Annotated in this window: 14 protein-coding genes; 8 read left to right on the top strand and 6 right to left on the bottom strand. The window is 69.9% G+C overall.

Annotation, left to right across the window (positions count from 1 at the left end):
* Positions 1-114 precede the first annotated feature (114 nt).
* A complete protein-coding gene (locus QU603_RS03795; protein WP_308493161.1) occupies positions 115-1,554 on the top strand; it encodes a helix-turn-helix domain-containing protein in 1,440 nt (479 codons plus the stop codon).
* Between the two features lie 115 nt (positions 1,555-1,669).
* On the opposite strand, the gene QU603_RS03790 is transcribed toward QU603_RS03795, so the two are convergent.
* The 4 genes from QU603_RS03790 to QU603_RS03775 form a co-directional block, all read right to left on the bottom strand.
* Positions 1,670-2,800, bottom strand: a complete 1,131-nt coding sequence (locus QU603_RS03790) for a winged helix DNA-binding domain-containing protein (RefSeq protein ID WP_308493160.1) — start codon at positions 2,798-2,800, stop codon at positions 1,670-1,672.
* Between the two features lie 103 nt (positions 2,801-2,903).
* Positions 2,904-3,254 (bottom strand): DUF202 domain-containing protein, encoded by a 351-nt coding sequence (locus QU603_RS03785; protein WP_308493159.1) that lies wholly within the window; start codon positions 3,252-3,254, stop codon positions 2,904-2,906.
* On the bottom strand, positions 3,251-3,610 hold the full coding sequence (locus QU603_RS03780) for a YidH family protein (protein WP_308493157.1): 360 nt from the start codon (positions 3,608-3,610) through the stop codon (positions 3,251-3,253). Before QU603_RS03780 ends, QU603_RS03785 begins: the two co-directional genes overlap by 4 nt.
* A gap of 63 nt (positions 3,611-3,673) precedes the next feature.
* Positions 3,674-4,198, bottom strand: coding sequence for a DUF2127 domain-containing protein (locus QU603_RS03775; RefSeq protein WP_308493156.1), 525 nt, complete (start codon positions 4,196-4,198; stop codon positions 3,674-3,676).
* Positions 4,199-4,269: 71 nt separating this feature from the next.
* On the opposite strand from QU603_RS03775, the gene QU603_RS03770 reads away from it, so the two are divergent.
* The 4 genes from QU603_RS03770 (at position 4,270) to QU603_RS03755 (ending at position 9,204) form a co-directional block, all read left to right on the top strand.
* Positions 4,270-4,920, top strand: a complete 651-nt coding sequence (locus QU603_RS03770; RefSeq protein ID WP_308493155.1) for an HAD-IA family hydrolase — start codon at positions 4,270-4,272, stop codon at positions 4,918-4,920.
* Positions 4,921-5,071: 151 nt separating this feature from the next.
* On the top strand, positions 5,072-6,721 hold the full coding sequence (locus QU603_RS03765) for a thiamine pyrophosphate-binding protein (protein WP_308493154.1): 1,650 nt from the start codon (positions 5,072-5,074) through the stop codon (positions 6,719-6,721).
* Between the two features lie 168 nt (positions 6,722-6,889).
* Positions 6,890-8,503 carry an ATP-binding protein gene (locus tag QU603_RS03760; RefSeq protein WP_308493153.1) on the top strand — a complete coding sequence of 538 codons (1,614 nt, stop codon included), beginning with the start codon at positions 6,890-6,892 and terminating at the stop codon, positions 8,501-8,503.
* Positions 8,500-9,204 (top strand): response regulator, encoded by a 705-nt coding sequence (locus QU603_RS03755; protein WP_308493152.1) that lies wholly within the window; start codon positions 8,500-8,502, stop codon positions 9,202-9,204. Before QU603_RS03760 ends, QU603_RS03755 begins: the two co-directional genes overlap by 4 nt.
* Before the next feature lie 55 nt (positions 9,205-9,259).
* Here the strand turns inward: QU603_RS03755 and QU603_RS03750 are convergent, their stop codons facing one another.
* Positions 9,260-11,146, bottom strand: a complete 1,887-nt coding sequence (locus QU603_RS03750) for an FAD-dependent monooxygenase (protein WP_308493151.1) — start codon at positions 11,144-11,146, stop codon at positions 9,260-9,262.
* A 173-nt stretch (positions 11,147-11,319) separates the two neighbouring features.
* Between QU603_RS03750 and QU603_RS03745 the strand changes: the two genes are divergently transcribed.
* Positions 11,320-12,096 carry an IclR family transcriptional regulator gene (locus QU603_RS03745; RefSeq protein ID WP_308493150.1) on the top strand — a complete coding sequence of 259 codons (777 nt, stop codon included), beginning with the start codon at positions 11,320-11,322 and terminating at the stop codon, positions 12,094-12,096.
* A 134-nt stretch (positions 12,097-12,230) separates the two neighbouring features.
* Here the strand turns inward: QU603_RS03745 and QU603_RS03740 are convergent, their stop codons facing one another.
* On the bottom strand, positions 12,231-13,658 hold the full coding sequence (locus tag QU603_RS03740; protein WP_308493149.1) for an MFS transporter: 1,428 nt from the start codon (positions 13,656-13,658) through the stop codon (positions 12,231-12,233).
* A 133-nt stretch (positions 13,659-13,791) separates the two neighbouring features.
* Here QU603_RS03740 and QU603_RS03735 point away from each other — a divergent pair, with 133 nt between their 5' ends.
* Entirely contained in the window at positions 13,792-15,357 is a 1,566-nt protein-coding gene (locus QU603_RS03735) for a fumarylacetoacetate hydrolase family protein (RefSeq protein WP_308493148.1), read from the top strand.
* Complete coding sequence (locus QU603_RS03730) at positions 15,354-16,025, top strand: GntR family transcriptional regulator (protein ID WP_308493147.1); 672 nt, start codon at positions 15,354-15,356, stop codon at positions 16,023-16,025. Before QU603_RS03735 ends, QU603_RS03730 begins: the two co-directional genes overlap by 4 nt.
* Positions 16,026-16,055: the final 30 nt, after the last annotated feature.

Here is a 16,055-nt window from a genome sequence, read left to right as displayed (position 1 = left end):
GGCTGCTCCCATCAGGTAGGCGTATGTGCTACATCCCCACCTTCGCAATACTGGAGCCAGTCTTTCCGCGATTCTCAGTGCAAAGAAGTGCGATTCTTTCGCTATGATCAAGGAATGCCGTCCACCGTCGAGCTGAGCACCCTCGGCCACCGCATCCGTCATCATCGTCTCTCATCGGGTCTGACCCTCGACGAGCTGGGCGCCCAGGTGGGTGTCGCCGGCAGTCATCTCAGTCTGATCGAGAACGGCAAGCGTGAACCCAAGCTGTCGCTGCTGCAGGAGATCGCGCGGGCGACCGGGACCGATGTGACCGATCTGCTCTCATCGGAACCGCCGAACCGGCGCGCAGCCCTGGAGATCGAACTGGAACGCGCCCAGGCCGGATCCGTGTTCCGGCGCCTGGGCATCGCGCCCGTGAAGATCACCAAGGGCACCAGCGACGAGACGATCGAGTCGATCCTCGGTCTGCACCGCGAGCTGCAGCGGCGCGAGCGCGAGGCCAGCGCGACGCCCGAAGAGGCCCGGCGGGCCAACACCGAGCTGCGGCTGAACATGCGTGAGCGCGACAACTATCTGCCCGACATCGAGAAGCTCGCCGAGAAGCAGCTGCGCGCAGCCGGCCATGGCACGGGCGCCCTGACGCACCGCACAGTGAGCATCATGGCCGAGCAGCTCGGCTTCGAGCTCATCTATGTGAGCGACCTGCCGCATTCGGCACGCTCGGTCACCGACCTCGAGAACGGACGCATCTATCTGCCGCCGGCATCCATCCCCGGCGGGCACGGGCTTCGCTCGATGGCGCTGCAGGCCATGGCGCACCGGCTGCTGGGGCACACCCCGCCCACCGACTACGCCGACTTCCTCAAGCAGCGCCTCGAGATCAACTACTTCGCCGCGTGTTGCCTCATGCCCGAGACCGCGTCCGTCGCGTTTCTGCAGGGCGCCAAGAAGGATCGCAACCTCGCCGTCGAGGACTTCCGCGATGCGTTCGGCGTCACGCACGAAGCGGCCGGCATGCGCATGACGAACCTGCTCACCCGTCATCTCGGCATCCCTCTGCATTTTCTGCGCGTGGACGGATCGGGGGCGATCTCGCGGGTGTACGAGAACGACGACCTGCCGCTGCCGATGGACGTGACCGGAGCCGTCGAGGGCCAGATGGCATGCCACAAGTTCTCGGCGCGTGCGGCGTTCTCCGAGAAGAACCGCACGACCGAGCACTACCAGTACACCGATACGCCGGCGGGCACCTTCTGGTGCGCGACGCAGACCGGGTCCACATCGGCCGGTGAGTTCTCGATCACGGTGGGAGTGCCCTTCGACGACGCGAAGTGGTTCCGCGGCCGCGAGACGCCCGGCCGGGCGGTCTCGACCTGTCCCGACGAGTCGTGCTGCCGGAGGCCTGCGCCCGAGATCGCCGCCCACTGGGAGGGCAAGGCGTGGCCGAGCGCGCGGGTGCACATGCAGATGTTCAGCCCGCTGCCGCGCGGCGCGTTCCCCGGCGTCGACGACGGCGAAGTGTATTCGTTCCTCGACAAGCACGCGCGCGAGTAGGAGCGCGCGCGCCATCATCCCCCTCGGGGAGGCTCACGTGTTGATGCTCCACACGCATCAAGACGTGAGTCGGCGCGCAATGCACCCCGGTCGCGCGCCGGCAGCGGTCGTGGCCTCAGCCGGCGATGAAGCGCGCGTAGCGTGCGAGTGCCGCCTCGACGGCGGCGGGGGATGTCGCGGCTCCCTCGGCCAGGTCGGGCACCGGGGCATCCCCGTGCCGGCCGACGGCCTTCGAATGCGCCCACGCACCGACCACGGCACCGTCCTCGATGAGGATCGGACGCACCAGCCCGTTCTTGCCCGGCCCGACCAGCGCGGCAAGCTCGGGGGCCGCCACCGTCGTGCGGTCCGCATAGGAGATGTAGTACTCATCGAACGACGGCAGGGCGATCACCCGGGGCGCGGCAGGATCTGACGCCGGCAGGGTGGCGGCCGTGTACACGCCGTCGTCGACCTCGACAAGGCGATCGACGGATGCCGCGGCCGCCCGCCGCGCGACGGTGGCCGGCAGGCCCGACCACCACGCGAAGTCGGCGGCTGACGCCGGACCGTGGCCCGTGATGTAGCGCACGAACAGTTCGGCAAGCGGGTCGGCAGGCGCCGCCGACCCGCCTATCCACTCCCCGCTGAGCACGAAGTACTGCTCGCGGGTGGGCGCGCCGTCGCGGGCGACCACCGGACCCTGGCACAGCACCCCGCGCACGGCCAGCTCGTAGACGATGTGCGCGTGTCGACGGTCGGTCGCGTCGATGCCGGCACCCGAGAGCACCCCGAACAGCTGCTCTCTGGTCAGTCGGTTGCCGCCTGCCAGCGCCGCGGTGACGACGCGCTGCGCTTCGGCGAGCGCCGCAGCGTCCAACCCATGGCGGCGATACATCGCCGACGCCTGCCTGCTCTGCCGCTGCCCGGTCAGTTGCAGCACCCAGCCGAGATCGCGGGCAGGAATCACGTGGATCGTTCCGCGCATCGTCCACGCGCGCACCAGGTCGCCACGGTCGAACGCGGCATCGACGTCGGAGAGCGTCGGGGGCGCGGCATCCTCCCCCGATTGCAACCCGTTCGACCCGGTGCCGCTCGACCCGGTGCCACCGCCGCGCGAGCGGACGGCGAGCGCCCAACGGCCGCCCCAGAACTCCTGCGCCTGTACGGCCAGCAGGTGCTCGGCGGCCTCCAGCGGCGTGGCAGCGGGAGCGGTGAGCCGATGTGCACGCAGACGCGCATCGACGAGAGGGGCGGGCGAGCTCATCCCACCAGCATGGTCGATGCCGGCGACATCGCCCGATGGCGCGATCACCGGCGCGCGACCGCTATGTGTCCCGACGAAGCCCAGGACCACGGCGATCGCCCGCTCACCACGGACGCCACAGCGCGAACAGGATCACGACGGCCGCTGCACACGCGACGACGACGGCGGATGCGACGAGGGCGGGCAGCGTGCCATCCGTGTGCAGCCGTCCCGACCCGGTCAGGCCCGCATGGGCGCGCCGGTAGCGCCGCGCGCTGAGCACCCAGGCCAGCCCGGCCAGCACGATGCCGGCCGCCCCGAGGAAGGTCGCCCACGGTCCCAGCGCATCCGACAGGTACTTGATCGCGACGGCGTTGCCTGCCACGAGCGCCAGGCACGTGCGCTGCCATGACAGCAGCGTCCGCTCCGGCTGCAGTCCGGAGTCGAACGGCGCCCGGGACGCGGCATCCGTCACAGGAACATCCCGACCACCAGCAGCAGCGTCGCCAGCACCACGCCGATCACGACCACGACCCCGGTCGAGGGGCCTGTCAGCGCACGGCTCTCGCGCATGGCCCGCTCGTGCCGTGCCCACGAGAACCACGCGTGCACCCCCGCGACGACTGCGAGCACCACGAATATCAGCGCCGCGATGAACCGGAGGACCGGCTCGATGTCCAGCTGCAGCGCCTCGATCGCGACACCGACGGCCAGGAGGCCGAGCGACGTGCGGATCCACGCGAGGAATGTACGCTCGTTGGCCAGGCTGAAGCGAGGGTCGGGCTCGGAGCCGACGCCGTACACGCTGCGGGGGAATCGACGTTCGGTCATGGATCGATTCTGCCCGCACGTCGCTGCGATCACGGCGACCACGCGGCACCGCGACGACACGCATCAGTGCGGCGGGGGCAGTGCGGAGTCGTGATGTCGCCGCTCACGCCGAGCCCTGTGCAATCTGTACTCGCGCAGAGTCAGCGCGACGATGAACACGTCGAACAGGGTCAGCGCCAGCATCCCCCAGGTGAAGTCCACGATCATGTCGTAGACCTGGTACCCGATGAACACGATGAGGAACCCGAGCAGCCACGGGTACGCCCAGAGGTGGTCGCGCAGCACGGCCACCACGAGCACGACCTTCACCGCCCCGTGCAGCAGCAGATAGACCGCGCCGAACAGCGTGGCCGACGCATCGAGGGATGCCGCGAAATGCACGAGCGCGTTCGCGATGAGGTCCTTGGGGTCCTCAGACAGCTCGTGCTGCGTGAGCACCTGGACGATCAGCGAGATCTGCGCCGGCTTCAGCACGAGCAGCAGGGTGCCGCCGACGAGTTCGAGCACGCCGTCCAGGCCCTTGAGGATCAGGCTGATCCAGAAGACCCGATCCAGCAGCCAGTGCCGGCGAGCGGGCGAGACCCTCATGGCGTGCACGTTACCCCTGCTCTCGATGTCGTCGGTGTGAGGGGGCGCGTACCGCACGAGAGAATGGACCCATGCCGCAGACCTTCACCGCCGACGCCGTCCTGCTCGACATGGACGGGACGCTGGTCGACTCGACCGCGGTGGTCGAGCGGCTGTGGCTGGAATGGGCCCAGCGCCACGACGTGGACGCCGACGAGGTACTCGCCGTCGTGCACGGCCGGCAGGGGCACGAGAGCATGGCGATCCTGCTGCCTGCGCGCGACCCGGCGATCAACGCCGCCGAGAACGCCGAGCTGCTGGCCGCCGAGAGCGCCGACACCGATGGCGTGGTCGCGATCGCCGGAGCAGCCGAGTTGCTGGCGGCCACCGTCGATGCCCCGCACGCGCTGGTCACCTCGGCCGACGAGAGGTTGGCCGCCTCGCGCATGGGTGCGGCGGGGCTCAGGATGCCGGTGGTGCGCGTGACGGCCGAGCACGTGTCACGCAGCAAGCCCGACCCCGAAGGCTTTCTGCGGGCGGCGACGCTGCTGGGCGTCCAGCCGTCGCGGTGCGTCGTGTTCGAGGACTCCGAGACGGGGATCGCCGCGGGGCTGGCCGCCGGGATGACGGTGATCGGCGTGGGCCCCCGCGCCGCCGGCCACGGCGCCGCCGCGGTCATGCCCGATCTCACGTCCGTGCAGATCAGCACCGCCGGCTCCGGCATCCGCATCGCCCTCACCTGACCCGCCGACCATGCGCCGATATACTCGGAGCGTCCGGCCGACCCGCGCTTGTGTGCGTCAGACGCCGGTGCTCGAAAAAGGGGCACGAAGCGCGGCGCAGCGTGCGAGACACATACGGATTCTCACTCTCCGTGTCTCGAAAGGCTTCGTCATGCCCACCGTCTCCGCGCACGTCGCCACCACCCTGGCCGCCCACATCGACAACGTCTTCGGCGTGATGGGCAACGGCAACGCCTATTTCCTCGACGCGCTCGAGCGTGACACCGACGCGACCTACACCGCCGTGCGGCACGAGGCCGGCGCGGTCGTCGCCGCCGACGCGCACTACCGCGCGTCGGGTCGGATCGCTGCGGCCACCGCGACCTACGGCGCGGGATTCACCAACACGCTGACGGCGCTGGCCGAGGCGGTGCAGGCCCGCATCCCGCTGATCCTCGTCGTCGGCGACGAGCCGACCAGCGGTCCGCGCCCGTGGGATGTCGACCAGATCGCGATGGCGTCGGCTGTCGGGGCGCGCACCTACACGGTGGGACGAGCGGATGCCGCGGCCACGACAGTGATCGCGATCGAGCACGCGCTCTCCTACCGTGTGCCGACGGTGCTGGCCATCCCCTACGACGTCGCGCGCCTGGAGGCCGGTGCCGTGCCTGCCGCGCCCGAGCCGGTGCTGCCGGCGCCGCTGACCCCGAGCGCGTTCGGCGCGGCCGAGATCGCCGACCTCGCGCGCACGCTGGCGAGCGCTGAGCGCCCGTTCCTGCTCGCCGGCCGCGGTGCGTGGCTGGCCGGGGCCGGTGACGCACTGGGTGCGCTGGCCGAGAAGACCGGCGCGGTCACCGCCTCGACCGCCCTGGGCCGTGGCATCTTCCCCGACGCGCGGTTCGACCTGGGCGTCGCGGGCGGATTCGGCGCCGACGGTGCCATGGCGCTGGTGCGCGAGGCCGACGTGGCGGTCGTGTTCGGGGCATCCCTCAACCAGTTCACGATGCGCTTCGGCGACCTGTTCGCCCCCGGCACGCAGGTCGTGCAAGTCGACGTCGCCCCCGCGGCCACGCACCCGCACATCGGGCGATTCATCCGGGGCGACGCGGCCGTCGTGGCATCGGCCCTGGTCGCCGAGCTCGACGCTCTGGGCGCGGCCGGCAGCGGCTGGCGCGACGGGATCGACCCGGCGGCGCTGACGGCGCGCGAGCCCGGTGACCAGCTCGCGCCCGACGGACGGCTCGACCCGCGCTCGGTGGCACGCCGCATCGGCGAGCTGCTGCCGGCAGATCGCGTGGTCGTCTCGGACGGCGGGCACTTCATCGGCTGGGCGAACATGTACTGGCCGGTGGCCTCACCCGACCGCATGATGATGGTCGGCACGGCGTTCCAGGCGATCGGCCAGGGGTTTCCGTCGGTCGCAGGCGCAGCCTTGGCCCGCCCCGAATCCACGGTGGTCCTGACCACCGGCGACGGCGGCGGTCTGATGGCGATCGCCGACCTCGAGACGGCGGTGCGGGTGGCCGGCGGGAGGGGCCTTGCCGTGGTCTGGAACGACGGCGCCTACGGCGCCGAAGTCAACCTGTACGGGCTGAAGGGCCTGGCCACCGCGCCGATGCTCATCCCCGAGGTGGACTTCGCCGGGCTGGCCGAAGCCGTCGGGGCCGAGGGAGTGGTCGTCCGCACGCTGGCCGATCTCGACCGGCTGGAGACATGGGCCGCCCTTCCGGCATCCCAGCGTCCGTTCCTGCTGCTGGACTGCCGCATCTCATCGAGCGTCATCGCGCCGTACCAGCAGGAGATCATTCGTGTGAACTCCTGAGCGCACGGCGCAGTCCACGGCCGGGTTTCGTGCGTTCTGCTCAGTGCCTCTCAGTGCCGTATGCCGCGAATCGAGGTCGATCACCCATCGGCGAGTGGCACAATGACCTGGGCGCGTCTTCACCCGCGGCGCGCCCGGATGCCACCGCAACGAAGCCGGAGAGTCCGCATGGCCCGCAGCAGCAGTCGCCTGTCGACGAGCATTCTGCGCACGCAGATCGCCCTGCTGTTCTCCGCCCTGCTGGTCGGGTTCGCCCTGTCGCTGTGGCAGGCGCACAACACTCTGGTGCACCAGTTCGAACAGCGCGCCCTGGCGATCGCGAACACCGTCACCGTCGAGCCCGGCATCGCCGACCTGGTGCGCACGCATGACCCGCTGGGGATCATCCAGCAGCGGGCCGAGGCGATCCGCCATTCCACCGGCGCACTGTTCGTGGTCATCACCGATGACCGCGGAGTGCGCTTCTCGCATCCGAGTCCCGATCGCATCGGGCAGGTCGTCTCCACCGATCCCGACGAGGCTCTGTCGGGAAAGACCGTCGTCAACGTCGAGCGCGGCACGCTCGGACTGTCGGCGCGTGCGAAGGTGCCGCTGCGCGCCGACGACGGCGCGATCGCCGGCGAGGTGTCGGTGGGCATCGACGCCGAAGAGATCGAGTCGGGGGTCTGGCGCCTGCTGCCCTCGATCGCCCTGTATTCCGGGATCGCCCTGGCTGTCGGCGTCGTGGGATCGATCCTGCTCTCGCGGCGCCTGAAACGCCAGACGTTCGGGCTCGAGCTGCGCGAGATCGCGACGCTGCTGCAAGAGCGCGAGGCCATGTTGCACGGCGTCGCCGAAGGCGTCATCGGACTCGGCTCCGACGACAGGATCGCCCTCATCAACGACGAGGCCCGGCGGCTGCTGGATGTTCCCGACGCGCACGTGGGTGCGCCGGTGGCTGCGGCGATCCCGGCCGGGCGGGTCCGCGACATCCTCACCGGCGACATCAGCGGCAGCGATCTCGTCGTGGTCACCGACCAGCATTTTCTCGTGGTGAACCGGATGCCGGTGCACCTGCAGGGGCGGGACCTCGGTCACGTCGTCACGGTCTCGGACCGCACCGAACAGGAGGGACTGCTGCGAGAGCTGAACAGCGTGCGGGGGCTGACCGATGCGCTGCGCGCGCAGCAGCACGAGTTCGCGAACCGGGTGCACGCCCTGTCGGGCATGCTCGAGCTCGGGGCGATCGACGAGGCCACCGCGTACGTCGCCGAGCTGTCCACGACCGCCACGAACCTGGCCACCCGATTGCAGCAGCAGATCGCGAGCCCGCAGCTGGTGGGACTGCTGGTGGCCAAGTCGGTCGTTGCCGGCGAGCGCGGCATCGCGCTCGTGCTCACCGATGAATCCGAGCTCGGCAGCGATCAGGGCGACTCGCGCGTACTGCTCACGGTGCTGGGCAATCTCGTCGACAACGCGATCGACGCCGCCGTCGCCGGCTCCGCACCCGGCCGGGTCGAAGTCGACCTGCGCCCCGTGGGCGAGACGATCCGGGTGCGCGTGAGCGACTCGGGCCCCGGCATCCCGCCCCACGCGGCCACGCAGGTGTTCGACGACGGCTTCACCACCAAGCCCGACGACGGCGTGCGCCGGCGCGGACTGGGCCTGGCCCTCGTGCACCGCATCGTCGTCCAGCACAGCGGCACCATCGCGGTCTCGGAGGGGCCCGGGGCCGTGTTCACGGTCGAGCTGCCGCTGAACGAACCCGCACACCACTCCGCACATCTGACGGTGACGACATGACCGCCGCGCCTCCGGCTCTGCGCACCCTGATCGTCGACGACGACTTCCGCGTCGCCTCGTTGCACGCGCAGTTCGTTGCCAAGGTGCCAGGGTTCGACGTCAGCGGCATCGCGCACACCGCCGCCGAGGCGTTCGAGATGGTGGCCACGGACCGGCCCGACCTGGTGCTGCTCGACCTGTACCTGCCCGATGAGCCGGGCCTGGACCTGATGCGACGCATGGGCGAGCTGCCCGACCAGCCGGGAGTGATCGTCATCACCGCCGCCCGCGACCTCGACCACATCCGCACCGCCATCACGCAGGGCGCCGTGCACTACCTGGTCAAACCTTTCCGCTTCGCCACCCTCGCCGAGCGGCTCGGCGCGTTCCGCGACCTGCACGTGCGGCTGGCCGACCTGGGCGCCCGCACCGACGCCGCCGACCAGCAGGAGGTCGACGGGCTGTTCCACCTGATGCGCACCGGCTCGATCACGACGCCGCCCAAGGGCCAGTCCGCCGAGACCATGCGACTGGTGCGTGACTACGTCCGTCAGGCCGATCCCGACGTCTCGGCCTCCGATGTCGCCGGACACCTGGGCATCAGTCGTCCGACCGCGCAGCGCTATCTGACCTCGCTGGCCCAGCAGGGAGTGATCGAGCTGCGGCTGCGCTACGGCACGACCGGGCGCCCCGAGCACCGCTACCGCACCGTCGGCGGCTGAGCGGGCCGCGTGCGTCGCGGCCGCTCCCCCGCGGCATCCTCCCCTGCGGGGCGAATCAGGATGCCGCGGGCACCAGGTTCTGCGCGAAGAACGCGCCGAGCTCGTCGGTGGCCTGCAGCGGCAGCACCGCAGCCACGTACTGGTCGGGCCGGACGACGACGACCACGCCGTCCCGCGACAGACCGCGCTCGTCGAAGATGTCGGTGTCCGACCCCGTGGCGTACACCTTCTCCCAGTTCTTCAGGTGCAGCGTTCCGCAGCGCGGGCGGAACACATCGGGCGCGGCGACCACGTCGATGTCTTCGTGCGGCTGCTGGTAGATCACCTTCACATCCAGCACCGCGTCTTCGTCGGCACCGGCCGGCGTGTAGCGCACGACCGGCGAGTCGGGCGAGGTCTGCATCCATTCCGCCCAGTCGGCCAGGGCGGATGCCTCGCCCTGCCCCGGACGGTCGGCGAACGCGTAGACGCGCCAGCGCCCGTCGGCGCGGTGGTGGTGGCCGATGTGCTCGACGTTGCCGTCGCACACCCGCACGGCCTGGGCGGACTTGAACCGCTTGCCGAGCGGGAACCCGGTCGCCAGTTCCTGATGGGTGGCCTCGCCGATGATCATCGACGGCGGGTACTGCGTCATGAACCCGGACGGGAATTCGCTGGTGGCCAGGTAGAAGTTCGCCAGCTCCTGCGGGTCGGAGATCTCTTCGGGCTTGCGGGCCATGAGCGAGGACCACTGGCGGTCGAAGTCGATCAGCTGCTGGGCGACCGGCTGCCGCTCGGCCGAATACGTCGACAGCAGCGAGGCGGGGCTGCGTCCGGTGAGCACAGAGCCGAGCTTCCAGCCCAGGTTGAAGCCGTCCTGCATCGACACGTTCATGCCCTGGCCGGCCTTGGCCGAGTGCGTGTGGCACGCGTCACCCATGAGGAACACATGAGGCGCGTGATCGGCATCCACATCCACGTCGTCGAACTTGTCGGTGACGCGGTGACCGACCTCGTACACGCTGTGCCAGGCGGCCTGCTTGACCTCGATCGTGTACGGGTGCAGGATCTCGTTCGCCTTCTCGACGATCTTCTCCAACGGAGTGGACCGCACGTGGTGGTGGTCGTCCTCGGGCACCTCGCCCAGATCGACGTACACGCGCGACAGGTAGCCGCCCTCGCGCGGGATGTGCAGGATGTTGCCGGCCTCGGCGTTGATCGCGCACTTGGTGCGCCAGTCCGGGAAGTCGGTCTCGACGGTCACGTCCATGACGCCCCACGCGTGGGCCGCGAAGTTGCCGATGTGCTTGCGGCCGATCGCCTCGCGCACCTGGCTGCGCGCACCGTCGGCACCGCCGACGTACGTGGCACGCACCGTGCGCTCCTGGCCCTTGCGGGGACCGGCGACGTAGCGCACCTGCACCTCGACGGGGTGCTCCCCTTCCGGGTGCACGGTGAGCCCGACGAACTCGATGCCGTAGTCGGGCGTGATGCGCGCCGGTCCGCGCTGGGCCGCCTCGGCGAAGTAGTCGAGCACCCGCGCCTGGTTCACGATCAGGTGCGGGAACTCGCTGATGTCCTTGGCGTAGTCGGCCTGCCGCGTGGTGCGGATGATGTTCTCGCGATGCTCGGGGTCGGGCGTCCAGTAGTTCATCCACGCGATGTTGTAGGCCTCGCTGATGATGTGCGGCCCGAAGCCGAACGCTTGGAACGTCTCGACGCTGCGCGGCTGGATGCCGTCGGCCTGGCCGAGGACCAGACGCCCGTCGCGGCGCTCGATCATGCGCGTGACCACGGTCGGGTACTGCGACATCTGCGCGGCCAGCAGCATGCCCGCCGGTCCCGAGCCGACGATCAGCACATCCATCTCGTCGGGCAGGTCGTCCGGCCGATCGATTCCGGTGCCTGCGGCCGGCAGCACGCGGGGCTCGCCCGAGACGTAACCGTTGTGGTGGAACTGCATGGTGGGTCCTTTCCCAGACGACGATGTCGAGGTGCGTCGAGGCCTTGCCAGTGGTGAATTCGTGTTCTATATTAGAACGACGAGTTCTACTATTGAACAGATCGTATACGACAAGGGATGCTGTGTGCAAGGTCGTGCACGCAGAATCGGTCGCGCACACCCCAGGAGGCCGCATGGCGACCACGCCCCCCGCACGACCCCGTACCCGCGCAGGCACGCCCGAGTCCCGAGCCGCGGCAGGGCAGGGAGCGACGACCGCGCCGGCCTCGCAGACCCTGAGCCGCGGCATCCGGATCCTCGAGGTGCTCGCCGACGCGCAGGGCGCCCTCACCATCGACGACCTCGCCGCGCGTCTGGGTGTGCACCGATCGATCGCGTACCGGCTGCTGCGCACGCTCGAAGACCACGCGCTGGTGACCCGCGACTCGGCCGGCGGAGTGCAGCTCGGCCCGCGCATGGCGGCACTGGCAGCCGGGGTCGCGCACGACCTGCAGGCCGCCGCACTGCCCGAGCTGACGGCGATCGCGAACGAGCTCGGCATGACGTGCTTCCTCGCCGTGCTCGACCGGGACGAATGCATCACGCTGACCAGCGTCGAACCGCGGCACGCCGTCGCCTCCGTCGCGCAGCGGCCCGGGGCGCGGCATCCCATCACTGTGGGCGCGCCGAGCAAGGTCATCCTCGCCTCGCTGCCCGAGGCGGAGTGGCCCGTCGCCGTCGATGCCGCGCTGCGCGCCGAGATCACCGCCGCGCGCGAGCACGGGTTCGCCACGAGCCACGACGAGGTGATCCCGACCGTGCAGGCCGTGGCGGTGCCGCTGCGGCTGCGGCAGGGCCAGCGGCCCGCGGCGATCGCCGTCGTGCACGTCGGCCCTACCGGCGAGCCGTCGGCCATCGCGGCCCGGCTGACCCGGTCGGCCGCCGCGATCCGCGACGCCCTCGGGGCCTGACGGGCACCACCGTCACCCTGCCGCCTGCAGTCGAGTGCACAGCTGCGGGGATCATCCGCGACACGCCGACGCGCAGCATCCCGTTCCGGCGTGTCGGAAAAAATCCCCGCGGCTGTGCGCGCGGCCCGAAGCCGTCAGACCTGCTTCATGCCGTAGATCTGACCGTGCGCCTGCTGCTCCTCGTGCTCGGGGTCCAGCGGGATGCCGGAGCGATCGCGCAGCAGCAGCGTCGCGATGAAGGCGAGGACGACCACACCGGCGAGGTACCACGTGATGCCCAACGTCGAGCCGGTCGACTGGAAGATCGCCTGCGCGATCAACGGCGAGAACGCACCACCGAGCACGGCGCCGATCGCGTACGAGATCGACACACCCGAGAACCTGATCGATGCCGGGAACAGCTCGGCATACAGCGCGGCCTGCGGCCCGTAAGTCAGACCCAGTCCGACGGTGAGGATCACCAGCGCCGCCAGCAGCGACCACAGAGTGCCGATGTTGGTCAGCGGGAACAGCAGGAACACACCGATCATGAGCGAGACCCAGCCCACGATGTAGGTGTTGCGGCGCCCGATCTTGTCAGAGAGCCATCCGCCGAACCAGGTGAACACGAGCCAAGTCACGCCCGAGATGGCGACGATCCAGAAGACGGAGCCCGGGTCGAGCTGCAGCGGGCCCTTCGGGTCGGTGGCGTAGTGCTGCACGTAGCCGCCGGTGGTCATGTATCCGACGGCGTTGTTGCCGGCGAACACGAGGGCGGCGACGATCACCAGCAGCAGGTGGTGACGCAGGAGCTTCACGATCGGCATGCGCGTTTCGGCCTTGCGCTCAGCGATCTCTTCGAACACCGGGCTCTCTTCGACGCGGCGCCGCACCCAGTAGCCCACCGCGATCAGCACGATCGACAGCAGGAACGGGATGCGCCAGCCCCACTGCCCGAAAGCGGTGTCGGCCAGTGCGATGTCAGAGCCGGCGGGCACGCCCGGGAAGATCGCCTCGACGATCGCCAGCACCATCGATGCCAGCAGCAGGCCGATCGGCACGCCGATCTGCGGCGAGGCCCCGAACAGTCCGCGCTTCTTCTTCGGCGCGTGTTCGACGGCCATCAGCACCGCACCGCCCCATTCGCCGCCGGCCGAGATGCCCTGCACGACGCGCAGGAAGATCAGCAGGATGGGCGCCCAGACGCCGATCACGGCGTGGGTGGGCAGCAGGCCGACGAGGGTCGTTGCCGCGCCCATGAGCAGCAGGGTGATCACCAGCATCGGGCGACGGCCGATCTTGTCTCCGAAGTGCCCGGCCAGGAATGCGCCCAGCGGTCGGAACAAGAAGCTCACGCCGACGCTGAAGAACGAGACGATCTGAGCGAACTCGTGCCCCATCGGCTCGAAGAACAGCGCGGCGAACACGGTCGCGGCCGCGAACGCGTAGATGAAGAAGTCGTACCACTCGACCGTGGTGCCGACGACGGTGGCGAACACGACTCGACGCCGGTCCACCGAGCTGGCGATCGTGCCGGTCTGCGTGAGCCCTCCTCCATGCGGAGCGGGAGCGGATGAACTCATGGGTTGACTCCTCTGTCAATGGGACCTCATCGTCTCGGCCAGAGGCTACGAACGGCCGGAGCCTGTCGATGCCCTTGCCGGACTTCGATTGATCATATACGATTTCAGATACAACACAAGGGCGAGGGAGCTCATGAGTACGCAAAGCACTTCGACGACGGATGCCGCCGACCCGCGTTTCGCAGGACTTCCGGGCCGTCCCGGCAAGATCGTGGCGATCCACCTGAGCTACGGCTCGCGGGCCGATCAGCGCGGTCGCCGCCCTGCCGCCCCGTCCTATTTCTTCAAGCCCTCGAGCTCGGTGGCCGCCACCGGCGGCACGATCGAGCGTCCGGTCGGCACCGAACTGCTGGCGTTCGAGGGAGAGATCGCGCTGGTCATCGGCATCCCGACCCGCCGCGTGAGCCTGGACGAGGCCTGGAGCCACGTCGCGTATGTCACTGCCGCGAACGACTTCGGCCTGTACGACCTGCGCGCCAACGACAAGGGGTCGAACGTGCGCTCCAAGGGCGGCGACGGATTCACCCCGATCGGCGCGCAACTGATCGATGCGCGCACGCTGGACCCGACGACGCTGCGGCTGCGCACGTGGGTGAACGGCACCCTGGTGCAAGACGACACGACCGCCGACCTGATCTTTCCGCTCGCGCAGTTCATCGCCGACCTGTCGCAGCACTTCACGCTCGAGCCCGGCGACGTGATCCTCACCGGCACGCCCGCGGGATCGTCGGTCGTGGTCCCCGGAGACGTGGTCGAGGTCGAGGTGGATGCCACGACCCCCGACGGCGCGGTCAGCTCGGGCAGGCTGACGACCACCGTGGTGCAGGGTGAGCACGGCTTCGACGGCGCGGTGGGCTCGCTGCCGGAAGCCACCGACGCGCAGCGCGAGGATGCCTGGGGGTCACGCGAGGCCGCCGGCCTCGCCCCGGTCATTCAGCAAGCACAGCGAGACGAAACGCCTGCCCCCTTCACCCTCACAGCCGAGCTGCGATCCAAACTCGAACAGGCGCCGACGGCGGGCTTGTCGGCGCAGCTGCGCAAGCGCGGCCTGAACAACGTGTCGATCGACGGCGTCGCCGCGATGCACCCCGACGCCAAGCTGGTCGGGGTCGCAAGGACGCTCCGGTTCGTGCCGAACCGCGAAGACCTCTTCACCGCACACGGTGGCGGATACAACCCGCAGAAGCGCGCGTTCGATGCACTGCAGTCCGGTGAGGTGATGGTCATCGAAGCGCGCGGCGAGGCCGGGGCCGGCACGCTGGGCGACGTCCTGGCCGCGCGGGCGCTGGCCGCCGGCGCCGCAGGCGTCGTCACCGACGGGGCCGTGCGCGATCACGACGGTGTGGCGGCCGTGGGCATCCCGGTCTTCTCCCACGACGCGCACCCGGCGGTGCTCGGTCGCAAGCACGTCGCATGGGACTACGACCTGACCATCGCCTGCGGCGGCGCGACAGTGCAGCCGGGCGACATCATCGTCGGCGACCGCGACGGCGTGATCGTCATTCCGCCGGCGCTGGTCGAAGAAGTCGTCGACGAGGCGCTGATCAAAGAGGCCGAGGACGGCTGGGTGCTGCAGCGGGTCGCCGAAGGCGAACGCCTCGAGGGGCTGTTCCCCATGAACAAGCAGTGGCGCGCCCGCTACGAATGCCGACTGCCCGACTCGTCGGATGACACCGCGCCCGATGCGGAGCAGCGATGACCGACGCGCTCCTTCACACCGTCAGCAAGTCCCAACGGGCCTACGGGTACATCCACGACCGGATCGTGGACCATCAGTACTCCCCGGGCTACCGGCTGGTGCTCAGCGCGATCGCCGACGAGCTCGACATGAGCGTCGTGCCGGTGCGCGAGGCGATCCGCCGGCTCGAGGCCGAGGGCTACGTGACGTTCGAGCGCAACGTCGGCGCCCGCGTGGCCGTCGCCGACGAGAGCGAGTACGTCTACACGATGCAGACGCTCGGGCTGGTCGAAGGCTCGGCGATCTCGCTGGCCGCGCCCCTGCTGTCGGCGCAGCACCTCGAGCGCGCTCACCGGTACAACGCGCAGCTGCGCGCGCTGCTCGAGGACTTCGACGCGCACGAGTTCACGCGCGTCAACCAGCTCTTCCACGCGACGCTGTTCGAGTCGTGCCCGAACCCGCACATCCTCGACCTCGTGCACCGCGGCTGGCGGCGCCTGCCCGGCGTGCGCGACTCGACGTTCTCATTCATCCCCGCCCGCGCCGGCCACTCCGTCGACGAGCACGAGGAGATCCTGCGGCTGATCGAGACGGACGCCCCCGCGCTCGAGATCGAACTGGCCGCCCGCAACCACCGCTGGCGCACGATGGACGAATTCGTCGCCGCGCGGCACAGCGCCCACCACTGACAGCACCACCCAGACCCGCATCGACGGAGG

It is taken from the genome of Microbacterium terrisoli, from assembly GCF_030866805.1.
GTDB lineage: Bacteria > Actinomycetota > Actinomycetes > Actinomycetales > Microbacteriaceae > Microbacterium > Microbacterium terrisoli.
This window is presented reverse-complemented; position numbering and strand designations above follow the sequence as displayed.